This is a genomic window from Chitinophaga costaii, from assembly GCF_900094705.1.
Classification (GTDB): Bacteria; Bacteroidota; Bacteroidia; order Chitinophagales; family Chitinophagaceae; genus Chitinophaga; species Chitinophaga costaii.
Genome location: NZ_FMAR01000002.1, coordinates 147082 through 164639 on the forward strand (window position 1 = coordinate 147082; position 17558 = coordinate 164639).

At 44.3% G+C, this 17558-nt stretch carries 10 protein-coding genes; 5 read left to right on the forward strand and 5 right to left on the reverse strand.

Features of this window, described 5'->3' with window-relative positions; all coding sequences use genetic code 11:
• The first annotated feature begins 19 nt into the window (after nucleotides 1–19).
• Entirely contained in the window at nucleotides 20–256 is a 237-nt protein-coding gene (locus GA0116948_RS03765; protein WP_089709187.1) for a FeoA family protein, read from the forward strand.
• A gap of 513 nt (nucleotides 257–769) precedes the next feature.
• Here GA0116948_RS03765 and nadA read toward each other — a convergent pair.
• The gene (gene nadA / locus GA0116948_RS03770) at nucleotides 770–1777 is read right to left on the reverse strand and encodes a quinolinate synthase NadA (RefSeq protein ID WP_089709189.1); all 1008 of its coding nucleotides are present in this window, start codon (nucleotides 1775–1777) and stop codon (nucleotides 770–772) included.
• A gap of 765 nt (nucleotides 1778–2542) precedes the next feature.
• On the opposite strand from nadA, the gene GA0116948_RS03775 reads away from it, so the two are divergent.
• Both GA0116948_RS03775 and GA0116948_RS03780 read left to right on the forward strand, forming a co-directional pair.
• Nucleotides 2543–4642 (forward strand): peptidylprolyl isomerase, encoded by a 2100-nt coding sequence (locus GA0116948_RS03775; protein WP_089709191.1) that lies wholly within the window; start codon nucleotides 2543–2545, stop codon nucleotides 4640–4642.
• Between the two features lie 88 nt (nucleotides 4643–4730).
• A complete protein-coding gene (locus tag GA0116948_RS03780) occupies nucleotides 4731–5234 on the forward strand; it encodes a DUF2480 family protein (protein WP_089709193.1) in 504 nt (167 codons plus the stop codon).
• A 138-nt stretch (nucleotides 5235–5372) separates the two neighbouring features.
• On the opposite strand, the gene corA is transcribed toward GA0116948_RS03780, so the two are convergent.
• Nucleotides 5373–6464 (reverse strand): magnesium/cobalt transporter CorA, encoded by a 1092-nt coding sequence (corA, locus tag GA0116948_RS03785; RefSeq protein WP_089709195.1) that lies wholly within the window; start codon nucleotides 6462–6464, stop codon nucleotides 5373–5375.
• A 274-nt stretch (nucleotides 6465–6738) separates the two neighbouring features.
• Here corA and GA0116948_RS03790 point away from each other — a divergent pair, with 274 nt between their 5' ends.
• Entirely contained in the window at nucleotides 6739–7998 is a 1260-nt protein-coding gene (locus GA0116948_RS03790) for an NAD(P)/FAD-dependent oxidoreductase (RefSeq protein WP_089709197.1), read from the forward strand.
• Between the two features lie 252 nt (nucleotides 7999–8250).
• Complete coding sequence (locus GA0116948_RS03795; RefSeq protein WP_089709198.1) at nucleotides 8251–8808, forward strand: type 1 glutamine amidotransferase domain-containing protein; 558 nt, start codon at nucleotides 8251–8253, stop codon at nucleotides 8806–8808.
• 137 nt (nucleotides 8809–8945) lie between these two features.
• On the opposite strand, the gene GA0116948_RS03800 is transcribed toward GA0116948_RS03795, so the two are convergent.
• From GA0116948_RS03800 to GA0116948_RS03810, 3 genes are all read right to left on the reverse strand, one after another.
• Nucleotides 8946–9329, reverse strand: a complete 384-nt coding sequence (locus GA0116948_RS03800; protein WP_089709559.1) for a septal ring lytic transglycosylase RlpA family protein — start codon at nucleotides 9327–9329, stop codon at nucleotides 8946–8948.
• Nucleotides 9330–9778: 449 nt separating this feature from the next.
• Nucleotides 9779–12079 carry a translocation and assembly module lipoprotein TamL gene (tamL, locus tag GA0116948_RS03805; RefSeq protein WP_089709200.1) on the reverse strand — a complete coding sequence of 767 codons (2301 nt, stop codon included), beginning with the start codon at nucleotides 12077–12079 and terminating at the stop codon, nucleotides 9779–9781.
• A 62-nt stretch (nucleotides 12080–12141) separates the two neighbouring features.
• Nucleotides 12142–17226 (reverse strand): translocation/assembly module TamB domain-containing protein, encoded by a 5085-nt coding sequence (locus GA0116948_RS03810; protein WP_123891749.1) that lies wholly within the window; start codon nucleotides 17224–17226, stop codon nucleotides 12142–12144.
• Nucleotides 17227–17558 lie beyond the last annotated feature (332 nt).

Genomic DNA, 17558 nt, shown 5'->3' on the forward strand with positions numbered 1-17558 from the left:
TATTTAAGAGATGATATGTATGGAAAAAGATAAGATCAGGCTATCCCGTTTAAGCGAAGGAAAAAAGGCAACTATCATTTCTTTTGAATCAGACGAAATACACATAAAACTCATGGAAATGGGTTGCGTGCCCGGAGAAATGGTAAAAGTTGAAAAGATTGCCCCCCTAGGAGATCCCATCTCCATTTTGGTGGCAGGTTACAATTTATCGCTTCGTAAAACAGAAGCAGAACATATTTGGGTAGAAGAGGTATAAAACATACCTCTTTTTATTACTAGTCAATCGGCCCTTGTAAAAATACCAAGAGCATAATTAATAAATAATATCTTGCTTAGTGTAGCTCCTACCTAGGCGGAGAAATCAGCTCCTTAACAACTATTTACTTTACCCCTATCCCTTATAAAAGAGCTTTAGCCATTTAAAATGTCAGGAAACTTATATGCTAAGATTAGCTGCTTCCGTGCATACCTACAATAACGGCCCAAAGGATGAATGAAATTTAGCAAAAAAATTACTAGGTAAGTCTTCGGAAGAAATGCACACTAGCATTTTTTAACTGCCTTAAAAATGTGTTTTAAATGTGTATAAAGACAATAACATTGTGCATAACAATACTTACATTATTAATATCATGAACGCCTATAGAATTGAATAATCAATATTCTTCTTACTTAAACCGATGTGGTTAATGCTCAATGATTCTAAATAATAAAAAACTAGTGTAATAATAATATATTTTATATTATTGATAATCAATTAATTAATTTATTATAAACCATAGTGTGCGCTGATCTCGAGCATACGATCAATAGGTTTTTTGGCAGCTAGGCGGAGGTTTTCCTCCATAGTAATTTCAGGTGTTTCGTATTCCATACACAGGTAAAGCTTCTCCAGGGTATTCAACTTCATATGTGGACAATCATTGCACGCACATGCATTATTAGGTGGTGCGGGAATGAATGTTTTTAATGGATTATCTTTTTGCATTTGGTGGAGGATACCCGTTTCAGTCACCACGATATATTCCTGCGCATCGTCGCGCCGGCTAAACTTCAGCAAGCCCGTAGTAGATCCAATGTAATCGGCCACTTCCAGCACAGACGCTTCGCATTCTGGGTGTGCAATTACCTTGGCACCTGGGTGCAAGGCCTTAAGGCGGGTAATTTTTTCAAGGGAAAATATTTCATGCACCATACAGGCGCCATTCCACAGCACCATGTCCCTACCCGTTTTCTTCGCTAAATAAGCCCCCAGGTTGCGATCGGGCGCAAAGATGATGGGTTGGTCTGCCGGAATACTTTCAATGATCTTTTCGGCATTAGAAGACGTGCAAATGATATCACTAAGTGCTTTGATACCGGCGCTGCAGTTAATGTAGGAAACCACGAGGTGGTCCGGATATTGATCTTTGAATTTTTTGAACAGCTCCGGCGGTGCACTGTCTGCCAGGGAGCAACCAGCTTTTAGGTCTGGCAGTAGCACCTTTTTATGGGGATTAAGGATCTTAGCAGTTTCGGCCATAAAGTGAACGCCTGCAAAAACGATGATATCTGCATCTGTCTTAGCAGCCTGTTGGGCCAGGCCCAGGCTATCACCAATAAAATCTGCCACATCCTGAATATCCGGCTCCTGGTAGTAATGCGCTAGCAGGATGGCGTTTTTTTCCTTTTTCAACCTTTTGATTTCCGCGAACAGATCCAGGCGCACATCCACGGCTATATCTAAAAATCCATTCTTTTGCAAATTTTTCTTTGCGGATGCAAAATCTGTAATCATAAGTAATAACTTTTCTTTCTTTAAATAAATAAAAACCCACTACTATTAGGGGGGTGGATATGTGGGAAAGATATTTTTTGACCTGATACAAAGTTAGTTGTTATTCTTTTGCCTGCCGTAATCCCCAAGAAATTAACATACCCTTTTCCGCGCTGGCACTACATTTCACCTACTTCATCCACACTGGTGAATATCCTGGAGCGTGGGTATCTTTCCAGGGGTATAATAGGAAGAAGTTGTGCATGAAGTAGGTGAATTGCACAGCCCTAACACGGCTACACCTTTTAAAAACCGAAAACAAATTTAGTTATGCGGCATTTGGAGGGGTTGTTTCCCCCGATTTTTGGAGATTCCCTCCTGGTTGTGCACGCATAATGTGGATAAATTAGCTGTTTTTACCTGTCTTGTGGTAAGGATGAATTTCATTAAATATTTTAAAAAGCAGGCCTTGGTTATGCACAACCTGTGGTGGATAGTGCTGGTAACGTTTATAAAATGTGTAAAAAGCTATTAGCAGACTGTGCAGTTAAAAATAATTCAAATCCTTACTGGTATTAGCTTTTAAAAGTCGAACTTTTTACACATCTTACATAGCTGTAAGAATAAAACTGTGGATAACCTGTGCATTGATCTAAAAAGCATGAAAGCCTTAAATAGCCGGAGACCCTTTACCATAGGGCATTTGAAGCTATGAAACCCAATTTTGCAGTTACAGTTATTTTATTCTATTTTTGCTACCTTTCAAATTTATACCTATAATATAATATGTCAGTTATTCAGAAAATCAGGGACAAGTATGCAGTGGCGATCATTGTGATTATCTGCTTGTCTATTGTTGGGTTTCTTTTGCAGGAAGCATTCTTTGGAAGAGGGTCATTAATGGGAAAATCCACCGCCGCCGGTAAGGTGAACGGTCAGGAGATTGATTATACCGAGTACAATGACCTTATCCAGAAAAATGAAACGCAGTATCGCCGCCAGATGGGTGGTATAGCGTTGAATGAGCAGCAACGCCAGCAACTGCGGGAAGATGCCTGGAACCAACTCCTGAGTGAAAGAATACTGAGTGCCCAATATAAAGCCCTGGGTATTGAAGTAACCAATGATGAATTGGGTGACTTGCTGACGGGTAAAAATGTTAGCCCTATTTGGATGCAGTATTTTACGGATCCGCAGACGGGTCAGTTTAACCGCGCTCAGGCAGACGCCGCCCTTGCTAATATTAAAAATGATAAAACCGGTCAGGGTACAGCTGAACTAATGCAGATAGAGGATGATATTATCAAGTCCCAACTCCGCCAGAAATATTTCAGCCTGGTGAAACAAGCGGTGTATCTCCCCAACTGGCTGGCCACCCAGCAGTTAAAAGATAATAGCACCAATGCTAATATTACCTATGTAAATGTGCCTTACACGAGCATTGCCGATTCTACGGTAAAAGTATCCGATGGCGAATTACAGGCTTATATAGATAACCATAAAGCATTGTTCAAAACAGAAGAAGCCCGCAAGGTTGAATATATGGTTTTTGACGCCACTCCTTCTCCTGCCGACACTGCTGCTGCCCTGAAAGCTCTGGTAGAACTAAAAGAGGAAATGGATACCACTAAGGATGTTGCAGGTTTAATTAATCGCAACTCTGATCAGAAATTTTTCGATGCTTTTGCCCCCGAAAGTAAAATCATGGTGCCGCAGAAAGATTCCATTATACACCTGGGTATTGGTCAGATTTTCGGGCCTTACTATGATAACAATGAAATTGTATATGCAAAGTTAGTAGATCGTAAACAAATGCCGGATAGCGTAAAATTTGGTCACATTCTGATCAGCCTTCAAACGCAGTCGGACTCTATTGCTAAAAAACGTGCAGACAGTATTATGGAAGCCATCCATGGTGGCGCCGATTTTAAAACCCTGGCCATGCAACTTTCAGACGACCCGGGTTCTAAACAAAATGGCGGTGAGTATGATATTACGCCCATGCAAACGTTTCCTGAGCAACTAAAGGAACTGAACGATTATGTGCTGAGTAATCCGGCAGGATCTTTAAAAGTGATTAAAACACCCGTTGGTTATTCCATCGTAAAGATCATCGAGGTTAAAAATATAGGACCGGCTATAAAAGTGGCTTACCTGTCTAAAACTGTAGAAGCTAGCCAGGAAACAAACAGTGCCGCCTTTAGCGAAGCCAGTAGTTTTGCTGCTAACAATCGTACACAAGCAGCTTTTAACAAAAGCGCTCAGGAAAAGGGCACCAAACGGGTGGCAGATAATATCCGCCCAATGGATTTTGTTATAAATGGATTAGGTTCCAGCCGTGAATTAGTGAAATGGGCCTACGACGCTAAAGTGGGCGACGTGAGCAGCGTTTTCACCCTGGAAGACAAATATGCCGTAGCTGTTCTTACCGAAGCACGCGAAGCCGGTACTGCAAAACTTGCTGCAGTAAAACCATTGGTAGAAGCAGAAGTAAAAAGAATAAAGAAGGCAGCGCAAATTACTGCCAAACTAGGTAATGCGTCTTCTGTAGAAGCTGCTGCTACTGCTACCAATCAGCCAGTAATGCAGGCAGAAGGAGTAAACTTTGCCACTCCTTTTGTTGCCTCACTTGGTTTTGAACCAAAAGTAGTGGGTGCCGCTTTTAACAAAGCATGGGGTACTGCCAAAGCCTCCATTCCTATCCCGGGCAACGCTGGTGTATATGTGATCAAAGTAAATGCTTATGTGCCTGCCCAGAATGGCCAGGATATCAATAATGTGAAAGCATCTTACGAACAGGGTATTCAAGGTACCTTGAGCAACAGCCTGTTTGAAGTATTGAAAGACAAAGCCGATGTGAAAGACACCCGCTCTAAATTTATGTAGTCGTTTTATAAACGGATATTTTACAAAGCCACGCCGCAAGCGTGGCTTTGTTGTTTTTAGTAAATTTGTAATAGTATAAAACCGGTTTATGGAAGAAATTGTGAATAAAGTAGCTGCCAGTGGCCTGGAAACCATTAACCTGGAGGATTATTTTCCGCAGGGTGAAACCCTTGTTTTTGATATGAAGGATCACCTTTTTATGGGAATGATTCTGAAGGAAAAAGATTTCAGGGCAGCCTTACAGGAGTTGGACTGGACGCCCTTCCAGGATAAAAATGTAGCGATTCTTTGCTCGGTCGATGCCATTATCCCTTCCTGGGCTTATATGCTGGTAATGACTTATCTGGAGCCTGTTGCTAGCTTTGCATTGGCGGGTAGCATTGAGCTATTACATGCCGTACAGTTTCTACAACGTCTGCAAACCCTGCCGATAGCAAATTTTGTGGATAAGCGAGTGGTCATAAAAGGTTGTGGAGACCTACCTATTGGGGCACTTGCCTACACAGAAATTACGCGACTGCTAAAACCAGTTGTAAAAAGTATTATGTATGGAGAACCATGCAGTACTGTACCAGTATATAAAAGGAAATAAAGCAGGATAGCCTGAATATGGCAAGGAATGTTGAAAAAAGTGTATATTCCTAAGATATACGCTTTTTTATATGGTTTATACTTTTATCTGCAAAGTATTAAATAGAATATTATTGTACCTGCTAGCTGGCACTGTCTACTAAAACCAACCCCTTTTTTTGAATACAGCAATCATACTAACGAAAATCACTACCATAATGGCAAGCACTACGTAGTAGCCGTTTTTGGTTTCCAGCTCTGGCATGTTTTTGAAATTCATGCCGTAAATGCCGGCTATAAGCGTAGGTGGAGCAATGAGGGTGGTTACTACTGCCAGTACTTTCATAACCTCGTTCATCTTCAGATTTACCTGGGTAAGATACATTTCCTGCAGGTTTAGTACCATTTCCCTGTAGTTTTCGGCCGTGTCGTTGGCCTGAATGATGTGATCGAAAACATCTTTGAAAAATTTTTCAACGGTGTCGTGTAATAATTCGCTATCGCTTTTGAGGAAGCCATTGATCACATCGCGCACGGGAGAGATGGCGCGGCGGAAGGTCAGCATTTCATGCCGCAGGAAATTAATGCGGCCCAGGGTGCGTTTGCTGGCGTCGCGTTGAACCAGGTCTTCTACAAATTCAATGCGTTCTGCCAGTTTATCCACCACGTGGAAGTAGCTATCTACAATAGCGTCCAGTAGGGAGTAGGCCAGGAAATCCGCAGAACCGTTGCGAAGCTTTGAATTATGAATATTTAATTTCTCCCTGACAGAATTGAATACGTCTTTTTCCGGATCATCTTGAAAAGATATAACGATGTTCTTGCCCAGCAGAATGCTTACCTGTTCCTGTTCCACGGTGTGAGACTGGTAATTAAAGTATAGCATAGGCAGGAGTGCAAAAAGATAATCGCCTATCTCGTCCATCTTAGCGCGCTGTCCCACGCTCAGAATATCGTCTGCTAGCAGGAAGTGTACGCCAAAATAGTCGCAGAGCTTTTTAATATCCTCCCGGCGAAGACCGTCTATATTAATCCAGCTTACCGTAGAACTGTCCTTATACGGGAAAGTATCTTCTATATGTTCCAGTTGCAAAATTTTGCAATCCGCCTGGTTAAAATCATAAACGGTAATCTTAACCACGTTTGGCTCCTGCCGGGTAGCGGAGCTGGTCACCGGGTTATAGCTAATGTTTCGCTGGCGGCGGTGCCGGAAAGGGTTCATAGCGCCAGGAAGAACGGGATGTATGCTCATATATTCCGTTGAAAAAACACAGTAAAGATAAATGTAAACGGTCATGCAATTTGAATACCATGATTAGTTTATCATTATAAATACAAAACTTTTGATGAAGGGTAGCCCCCCTAATTTTGTGTGGGAGCTAACTGGAAGCTTGCTTTTATCCTCAACGTGAGCAACAAAATGCCCGTGACGGCCACCGCTTTGTTTACTTACAGTCATTGGTAATAAAGGGTTTTCGCGTAGAGGAATTGTTTTTGTATTAGGCCGATTGAAATCACTTAAAATTATGGATCAGGCTGAAACACCGATAGAGAATAAATTTTATAGTGTTCAGGAAAGTGTATGGAAGCATACTGTGCCCTATTTCCAGGGTCTTCCCCTGAAGGAAGATCTTCGAGCGGATGTAGTAATTGTAGGGGGTGGTATAGCAGGGATAAGCATTGCCTATAGCCTGGTGACGCTGGGCCTGAAAGTGGTACTTGTAGAGAAAGGCGATTTGGGCAGTGGCGAAACGGTGCACAGCACCGCTCATCTGTCTACTGCACTAGACAGCCGTTATTATAAAATAGAAAAGATTTTTGGAAAGGACTTTTCCCGCATGACGGCAGATAGTCATCGCGCAGCTATTGATTTCATAGAATTAGTATGTAAAACGGAAAATATAGATGCCGAGTTCCTGCGGGTACCGGGTTATTTATTACTTCATAGCAGCGATCAGCCTTATAACCTGCACAAAGAATACGAAGCTGCCATGGATGCAGGTTTGCCGGTGAAATGGTTGGATCTCATTCCGGGCATCAGGCATGGACACCAAGAGGGCATTGAGTTTATGCACCAGGCCCAGTTTCAACCCCTGAAATATATTACAGGATTGGCCAATGCTGCTGCGGAAAAGGGGGCGCAGATATTCACCCGTACTCAAGCAGATAATATTTACACTGGAGGCATCAGCACCCAACAGGGCTTCCGGGTAGAGGCGCGCTATGTGGTAATAGCAACCAATAATCCGGTGAATGACCGAAATATGATGCACGGAAAGCAGTTTGCCTATCGCACTTACGTCATTGGTCTGCGCATTCCAAAAGACAGCTTGCCACAAGCGTTGTGGTGGGATACCGGCGACCAACATGCAAAAAGCTTGCTATCCCCTTATCATTATGTACGCACCGCCACGTATAATAATACTTATGATCTCCTGCTTGTGGGTGGAGAAGATCACCCCACCGGTTTGGCCTTTGAAAACCGGGAGTTTGGGGATGATAGGTATGCGGCACTAGAGGCAAGGACACGTACGCATTTTCCTATGGCAGCGGAAGTGATTTACCGTTGGTTTGGGCAGGTGATGGAACCGATGGATGGGCTGGCCTTCATAGGTCGTAATCCGGGAGACAAGGACAATGTATTTATTGTTACCGGCGATGCAGGAAATGGGTTAACACATGGGACCATAGCAGCTTTGCTCATACCAGACCTCATCATGCAAAAAGAAAACAGGTGGGCATCGCTCTATAATCCATCCAGGAAAAAAAATTCAAATCATGGATAATCAGGTTGAAGGTTTTAATAAGAAAATTTGTAGCATGCTTCCGGAATTATTCGCATGAGCCAGATAAGGAACAGTTTAGAAATAGGTGGAACTACCCATGTCATGGCATTAAAAATAATTGATGTGTAATGTTATTGATAGAGTCAATAAACAAACATTTGACTTAGTCAACAAAATGGCATTGTTTTTCGAAAACATTGTATATCAATTCATCTCGTACGAACAAATTATACACCTTTTAAGAACAATTTTATGGAAAAGCAATTAAGTAACAAAAAAGTAGCCATTGTGATAACGGATGGCTTTGAGGAGGTAGAATTTACAGCACCGAAGCAAGCATTGGAAGATGCCGGTGCGCAGGTACATGTTATTGCCCCTAAAGCGGGCAAGGTAAAGGCATGGGCCAGCACCAATTGGGGCGGCGAGTATGCAGTGGATAAAACCATTGATGCAGTGAATGCACAAGATTACGATGCCCTGGTGCTACCGGGAGGAGTAATGAATCCGGACAAGCTGCGGGTTATACCGGCAGTAGTGGCTTTCGTGGGTGGTTTCTTCAATGCAGGTAAGCCCATTGCTGCTATCTGCCATGGACCATGGACCTTGTTGGAAACTGGGGAGCTAAAGGGCCGTACTGTAACCTCCTGGCCTAGCCTTAAAACAGATTTACAAAATGCCGGAGCACAATGGGTAGATCAAGAAGTAGTTACCGACCATGGTTTGGTAACCAGCCGCAAACCGGAAGACTTACCGGCATTTTGTAAGAAAATGGTAGAAGAGATTGCAGAAGGCGTTCATCATCCTGCATAGGGCCGAGGTAATTATTATAATTTTTCTAGAAGGGATTTGCATAAAATAAAAAAGATCGATAAAAATTCTTCTGCTCTTTTTTGAGCATGATAATCGTGCAGGCGGTTCCGTTATATAAAATCGTATGTTCGTTAACGTTATATTTTCTTTTTATAATAAAGTTCCACATGTGCCACTCCTGTTGTAAGCATTCCCAGTTTTTTTGCCGCTTTGTGAGAGAGATCTATTATGCGGCCTGTGCTGGCGGAGGGACCTCGATCGGTAACGTGTACAGTAACAGACTGCCCATTGGCCTGGTTCACTACTTTTACTTTGGTGCCAAATGGTAAGGTTGGATGAGCTGCGGTAAGAGCGTTACCGTGGTAGATGCTTCCGCTGGCGGTGTGGTGGCCTTCCAGCTTTTCGCTATAAAACGAGGCTTGGCCCTCTTGCTGTAAACGGGGACTACAAGCAAAGCTGGTACAACAGCAAATGAGTAACAAAAAAAATGAGTGGATACGCCGAAAAGCAATGGGTGTCATGATGAGCTCTTTCTTAAAATTAAGGTTAAAAACCCGCAATGCCAGACTGATTCGGGTAATTTATTAAAAAAGAAAACGGCACTTTTATAAGTGCCGTTAATGGCTAGCATAGGGATAAATGTGGCAAAAAAAAATGCCATGTTTAGGTATAATAGGTAATAAAATGAAGTATATAAACTAAGTATGTTAATTGCGGAAGTAAAATTGCTCACTACACAGAATCTGGGTCTCAATAGTCACTCATCATTCGCTCTGACTAAAATGGGTCTTTGGCAACGCCCTGTTGTATGGGCTTATTGCATATGGAAACAAAGATAATGAAAGTTTTGATTTAAATATATAAATTGATTAATATATTTATACTTCTTGATTATTTTTTGACTAAAAGCCTGCTGTAACTCAATTACAGCGGGCTTTTAGTTAAAAAAAGTTTTTTTAAGTTTTACAGTTTAGAATGGATAACCAATAGCGATATTTAGGACCATATTTTCCTTTCTCCAATCGGAATCTCCAAAATTTATTTTATTAATGACCCATCGCTGTCCTGGATCTAGCCAGGGTTTACGGAGTGGGATACCCAGATCGAGGCGTACTACTACGATGGAAGCGTCTACCCGCAGCCCTATCCCGGTGCCAACGGCCATTTGTGAGCCAAAATTGCTAAAATGAAATTGGCTGCCTGGCTGGTCAGCAATGTATTTTTGTGTCCAGATATTGCCGGCATCTACAAACAGCGCGGCATTTACTACGCTTACCAGGTGCATGCGTAATTCAGAATTCAGCTCCAGCTTTATATCTCCTGATTCGTTCGCAATATAACGGCTTACGGAGTCCGGCAGCCTGTAAGCGCCGGGACCTAATGTACGAGCACGAAATGCGCGCAAACTATTGGCTCCGCCTGTAAAATATTGTTTCACGAAAGGCAGTTGCTGAGAATTGCCGTAGGGCAAACCATAACCAGCAAAAACCCTGTTTACCCAAGTAATACCTTTGGATAATTTCCAGTAATAGCGGCCATCTAGCTGGAAACGTATGTATTGTGCAATAGGTACGCCCAACAAGGCTTTGGCAGTATCGCCCTGATTTTTTTTCAGAAACAGTCCTGCCAGGTTACCGGCTACATCTGCATTGGCGCTAATATAAAAACCATGCACACGTTTATCGCTCTGGTTATTGAACGTGATAGTATAATTGCTTCCTAGGATAAATTGTTTTTCCAATGCAGCTTTTTGGGATGGGTCGTAATGGATGATGCTATCGTATGCTGAAGTGGTATCTGTTGGTAGCACAAAGGTGATAGAGATAGGTGAAAAAACATGCGAAACGTTACGCGTTTGTTTCCACAGATATTGAGCCTGCAAGGTGAACGAATTCAGTTTGTACAGGTCTTGCTGACTCCATAATTCGTAAGAAGTGCTAAGCCTCGTACGGGGAACATAAGGTGTGGGCGGGTTAATGCGGAAGGGGGTGATGAACCGAGGGAAAGTAGCCGCCACCTCCCCTTTCAGTGTGTAAGAGTTTTTACCAATGCTTTGTCCACCATTCTGCACTTCAAAGCCCGCAGACAAGTTTAGTTCCAACAAAGTAGCGGAGTGCAACCAGTTGCGGTTTTTGGCGCTTACGGCAATTTCGGAGCCGACAAAGTTGTTTGATTTTGAAGTACCCCTTAATTCAAATTGCAGGGAATGTTTTGGATAAGGTGTCAGGTAAAAAGAGGCATTCAGTAGCGAGCTATCGCGGGAAAAAGGCCTGAATTGCGCTTTGATAAATTTAAAGGTTCCCAGACTTACGAGCCGCTGTAAAGTAGCATCATGTTTGCGCAAACGGTACAAGCTATCCGGAAGCAGTACCATGGTGCGATCGAAGACGATGGGTTTAAATTCCTTGTTTGGATCAATAATGCGAAAGTTTTTATACAAGGTTACAGGCCCTTTCGATTGCGTACTATCCGTCAGCGAATAATCGGGATAGATAGTAATGTCGTGCATGTAATAGGCCCTGGTAGCCAGTTTGTTAGTATTATCTTTAATTTTCACAAAGAGGTCTACCTCCCCATTATTAGTACTATCTACTTGTACCAGGATATTGTCTGCTGTGAAAAAAAAGTAACCATTATTCCGCATCTGCGATTGAATGCGCTCCCGTTCCTGTTTAATGATATCAAAACTGTAAGGATCGTGAATTTTGAGCAGGGTACGGCGCTTGTTGTTCGTGCGGGCAAAGTCGCGGCCTACTTTAGTGGAGGTATCTGTTTCCCACCGAACGCTTTTAATGTGGTAGCGAATGTTGGGTTGCACGGTATAAATGGCGGATGCTTTTTTCCGACCGGAATTTTTAATGGCGGCGCTCCATTCATTTTGAAAGTAGCCATTGTCTTCAAGATAATGTTGTAACAGGTCTGAGGTGATTTGTGTTTTCACGGAGCTTACCAGCACGGGCGCTTCGCCCCATTTCTTACGCAGCAGGTAATTAAGACCTTTACCCCTTGGTTCGTGGCCCAGGTTGTATAACCATAGGCGAATGGGCATGCCTAAGAATTTTTTGTTGGGCTTGGGACGTATTACGTTATTCATCCCGTCGGACAACGAGCTAAAGTCGGAAGGCTTTTTATTTTTTTTATCGCTTTTCCATTTGACGGCGGCGCCGGTGTACAAGCGGTCTCCCTCGGGAACGGATTTGGTGCTGCTACATGCATAACAAAGTAGGCAGGAGCATATAAATAGAAAAATATTTCGGTAATACGTTAACATCAAAAATCGATGGCTTTTATAATGAGGTGTAATAAATCAATTGGTCTTGAACAGCCTTCCTGTTAGGGCTGCGGTGTTGTTGGTTGCTGCGATTCTTTTTCTATCAGCTTTTGGTCTGCCTGTTGTTGTTTACGCAGACGTTTTGCTTCTTTTTCCTTAGCGGCGCGTTGGAATATTTCCTTAAACTGGTTATAGTCTACCACCAGTACAAAGGCTACGCCCGTTTCTACTACCTGACCCTGAATGGTTACGTCATTTAGGTTGGTTTGATATACACGAATGCGGTAGCGACCATCTTTAGTGATCTGGTATTCTACAGAAAGATCGCCAATCAGGGAGCTGGCGTTTTGCTGATCGCCTTCCAGCAGTATGTTAGAACCTGCAGAAACCTTCAGCCGGTCGTTGAAAAGTTTTTTGGAAACGCCCACATTGAGGTTTGTATTGTCCTGGGCAGATCCGGAGTGGTAGTCCTGTGAACTTTGCAAGTCGAAATTGATATCTACGCCTTTGATAAGATTGCCCGCAAAATTATTAAGCTGTTGGGAAATGAGCTTGCTGGCGCTTTGGCGAGCCATCTGATCTACGCCGCCACCGCTAGAGTTGTCCAGTGAGGAAAGTGGGTCGTCTGCCAGGAAAGTATTGAGAACAAGTAGCGCCATCACCTGTTTATTCAGGTCTGATTCTACGGTATTGATCTGTTTTAAACGAGCATACACCATTCCGCTGAATGCGCCCTGGTCTTTGGCTGGCATATCCAGGCGGAAAGAAATTTGGGGGCGTTTAAGATCACCTTTTATTTCTAGGTATACTTCTATAGGAAGTTTTTGCAAGTATTGATTGCGGGCCGCGCCGGTGGCTCCGCCAATTTGATCTTCGAGAATGTTAATAGCGGAAGTATTGACAGTATATTTTGCCGTAATATCGAGATCAGCATTCATAGGATCTCCGCTAAAATTAAGAAAGCTTCCTTTCTGAATATCGAAAGAGCGTTTTATAAGTTGGTTTAAAGACATTTCATATTTGCCCTCGCTGATTTCATAACGGCCGGTAACGCTGATATCATTTGAGGGTGTCATGCTGGCATTGAGGGAAGCGTCGCCTTTCACGGAAACATAGTCGCCGTTCTGTGGATCTATCACGATTTTGATAGATGCTTTAGGATCTATTTCCAGCACGCCGTTAAAAATCACGCCTTTAAAGCTGGGGGTTTTCGTAGAGTCTTTGCTGGCTAGCAGGGAAGAATCTATGGGGTTGTCTTTATCTATAAATTCAATTACCCCTTCGCGGTTGCTTGCAGACACTTGGCTAGTAGGAAGTGTAGCGTTTACCAAAGAATTTTCCAGCAGCTTTAAGGTCATATCTACCCGCGGCAGGTTCATGTCGCCGCGCAGGTTTATGTGGCTATCAATGTAAGCAGGACCGTAATATAATTGATTAGGATTTTGCTGCTTACCTAATATCATAAATTTATTGGCATCGATGGTCAGGTTAAAACGATACTTCAGGAAGTCTGTGGTATTAATTCGCCCGTCTACTACCAGCTCACTCATAAGGCTGTCCTGGATGACCAATTTATTGAATTGAATTCCTTTTTCATCGATCACGATATCTTCATCCGGAAGCGTAAGCGGGGTACCGGTGTAAGTGATAACGCCGCCGGCGTTGTTAAAATGTAAGTTGCCCAAAATTTTTGGCGCTGCTGTAGTGCCGGTAATGTCGAAGTGGCCTTTGGCGTTGCCGTGCATACGGGCTACGTTGCCCATGGTGAAAGGCTCCAGCGATTTTAAATTCAGGTTATTGACATCCAGAGCAGCGTTGATCGTGCTATCGTAAGTGCCGGCTAGTTTTATATCATTCTCATTACCCTTTACGGTGGCTGCCAGTTTATATTGATCGGGCTGTGGGGTTTCCACAGTGGCGTTTACGTTGCCTACGGGCGTATTTAATACGGCAAGACTGTCTATTTTTAATTGAGCGCTCACCTTTGGGGATTTATCCCACTGGCTGATAAGAGCATTGGCATTGAGTACGCCGGCGGCCAGCAGGGTATCGTTAGACACCATGCCGGTAATGGTGGCTAACTGAAAATCTTTGATCGTGGCGTTCAAGGCAGGAACGTTACTGTTAGCTTCCTGTTGAGTCTCCACGGCTATAGACTGTGCGCCCTGGCTCAGCTTCAGGTTAATGCTATCGGGTTTGCCGGCTTTAAGGCGGGCTACATTATTTTCGTCTACCCGCCATTGCAGGCGGTTCAGTAAAAGGTCTGGTTTAATAGAGAGTTCGGTAATGCTATCCGACAGGAAGCGTACTTCTCCGGCCAGGTCGTAGCGGGGTTTTTGGGTAATATCATTCAGGCGCACGCGCCAGTCTATAGTACCGCCAGCGGCGTGGGCATTGATTTCTGAATGATATAGTGGTGTAATACTGCTTTGCAGGCTTGCCAGTGTTACGGTGGCATCGAGCGTGGTGTCTTGCTCATTGGCCACCAACTGCAGGCTGTCTACTGTCAGGGAATCGTACCGCAGGGACTGCAGGAATATGCGCAGGGCCAGCAAGCTACTATCGGAATTCAGGCGTCCACTCACCTGTACGGGATTGGGTATGTGCAGGGTGGGCAGTAATGGTTGCAAGCTGTGGGGGATGGTGAGTGCAGCATCCCAACCGAGGAACTGACCACGGGGAGGAATAAATTTGCTGGAAGTATTGCGGGCCAAGAGGGGCCGTTGTACCATTTGTCCCAGCTTGCCAAAATTTCGATAATCTACTGTACCCCAGGCATGCAGGAATCCAAAAGGTCCTTCCAACGCAAGCTGTTGCTGATCGGTATAATGAGCTGTTAGCAGTACCGTGTCTATGGGATAAATCTTATTATGGATGCCCAACTGCCAGCCGGTAAGTAAGGCCTTACCTTCCAACTGGGAAGCGTTAATGTTGCTGAAATCTGCGTTCAAATTTCCTTTTAGGAGCAAGGTGTCACTATACAGGTGGGTGGTAAATAGGTCAGCATGTGTAATATGAAATGCTGCCTGTAAGGCGCTCAGGGCAGTATCGGAGAGCTGGCCGGAGGTGGTAAAGTCCAATTGCATAGCGCTATCATTGCTCAGGCCCCCAGCATTGAAAAGACCTTTGGCGATATCACCTTTCAGGGAAACATCGTGATAGGTGTAGTTATTAAAAGTGGCTTCATTTATCTGTAGGGCAGCTTTGGCTTGCATTCTGGCCATTACGTAGCCCTGGCCGGAGGCCAACAAATTACCATCTATCCAGCCGATGGTGGGGCTGTAAATCATAATGCCGGGGTTTACATGAAAATGGGGTACCTGCACATCGTACACTGCACGGATAGAGTCCAGGATATGCACCAGATGGGCGTTCAGGCTGGCAATGGCAATATCACTGGTCACGGAAAGTTTTGTTTGAAGGTCTTCCAGGCCGCCAAAGAAATTGCCGGTAATGAGCATGTTTTCCGGCAGGCGAATGGAGTCGGGGATGGTATGCGGCGGTAACCAACTACGAATGCCTTTGTTGCCAGTGTGGGCGTACAGCATGGGTAAGGCAGCGCTTATATTTTTTGTATCGGTGATATGGTCTGCGCTGCCGGCGGCTTTTAACATGTTACCATCGTTGTCTGCTGCATACAGGGAACTAATAATAAGATGATCCATGCTACCTTTCAGGGTAGCATGCAGGTCCAATTGCTTGCGGAACAGGGGCTGCATGCTTTTATTTTTTCTTGCATCCGGAACAAAGGGCAGCCATTCGCCCAGGGCAATGTGACTAGAATCGATCAGGGCTTCCAGTTGCAGCTTGTTTATATCCTTACTGAGTGTAGCCCAGGAAGGCACGGTTACGACGATGTATTTCCGTAGTAGCGATTGGTTGGTTTGGAACCAAAGATTGCGCAGGCTTAGTTGAGTGGGGGTGAAGAGCAGGTCCATGCTAGCTTTCTTCACGGCAAAACCACTTTTGTCCTGTACGGCCAAATGATGCAGTAAGGCGGCAATAGTATCGGCGCTATAACGGATATTCATCACTTTGGCATCCAGACTGCTCAAGTCCAGGTGGTTATAATTGGGGTCTGCGCCCGCCACTACTTCGGTGGGTTTGCCATTGTTGTAGGTAAGGCCGGTGCGGGTAATGCCCACTTCTGAAACATTCACGTGCCAGTTTACCGTAGGGGTGCTGCTGGCTGGAGTTTTAGAGATGAGGGTATCTTTGGGAACATCCATTACGAGGCCGGCGCGGGCGCTATCCAGGGAGATCGTGCCGAGTAATATTTTGGCGGCGGCGACATCAATATTAGCATCGGCCATCCGCAAGGCATGCAGGTTGAACGAGACGGCCATGCCGCTGCCTTCATCGCCATAATGGAAACCACTGTTATTTACTTTAAGATTTTTGATGATGAGGTGAAAGGGGGTCGCTTTTTCCGACGTGGAAGTTGGGGGCGGCGGCGTACCTGCTGTGGTGGAAGTTTTAGGAAGGTAGGTTTGTTGAAACACGCCTCCCAGGCCCGCTATCGTAATGTTGCGGAAAGTATAGAGTCCATCGTTTAGTAAGAGGTCGTCCGGATTTAGGTAGAGCGTGTCCCAATTTGCATTTGCCGTAAGGCCGCCTTCTTCATCTATCATACTCAGGTGCGCATGGCGCAGCGAAATGTCGCGGATGTGGAAGGTGATGGAAGTTCCGCCAGAGGTGTCTGTGGTGGTATCCTTACTGGAAAAGGCGTCTGCGGCAAACTGGTAGTTGAACGAAGCATCGCCTTTGTGGCGGTATACATTGATCTGAAGGGTATCCCACTCTACTTTATTAATGCGCAATTCTTTAGCCAGGAGAGAAAGCAGGTTGTAGTGTACTTTGAGGGAGCCGGTATAGAAAAGTGTTTGCCTGGCCTGATCTCCCATGTAAACCTGGCGCAATTCCAGGTAGTCCCAGCCCCGGGCGTGTACATATCCAATGCTTACTTTAGTGTGCAGCTTACGTTCTAAATAGGACACTCCCTGACGGCGAAGGTAGTCCTGCACGCTGTCCAGTTGGAGCAATAGTACGGCCATCACCGGGAGGATGAGTATAAACGCGAGTATCCATAAAAGCCATCTCCACCAGCGGGAATGGCGTTTGGGTTCTTGTAAAATTGTTTCTGCCACTAGAACGTAGACTTACAATGCGTGATTGAAAAGGATTAAATAATACAGAAAAGCAAAAAAACTCCCGCTAGCTGGCACAACAAAATTCATACCTGTGGGATGTAAAAGTTGTACAATGCATTACCGGCGCCGGGGCTTTTTAGGAATTTTTCCATACCGGTGAAAGTGTGCAATGGATTCCCCAAAAGGAAGTTAGGGAATTATGGCTATTGTGCCGAAAATGTTTGTAGTGATTCATCGACAAGGAGTGTTTGCATGATAATTCAATTGTTGCTGCGCTTTGTGATAAAATTACTACTCCGGGCTGAGGGGTTATGGATAATAATGAATTC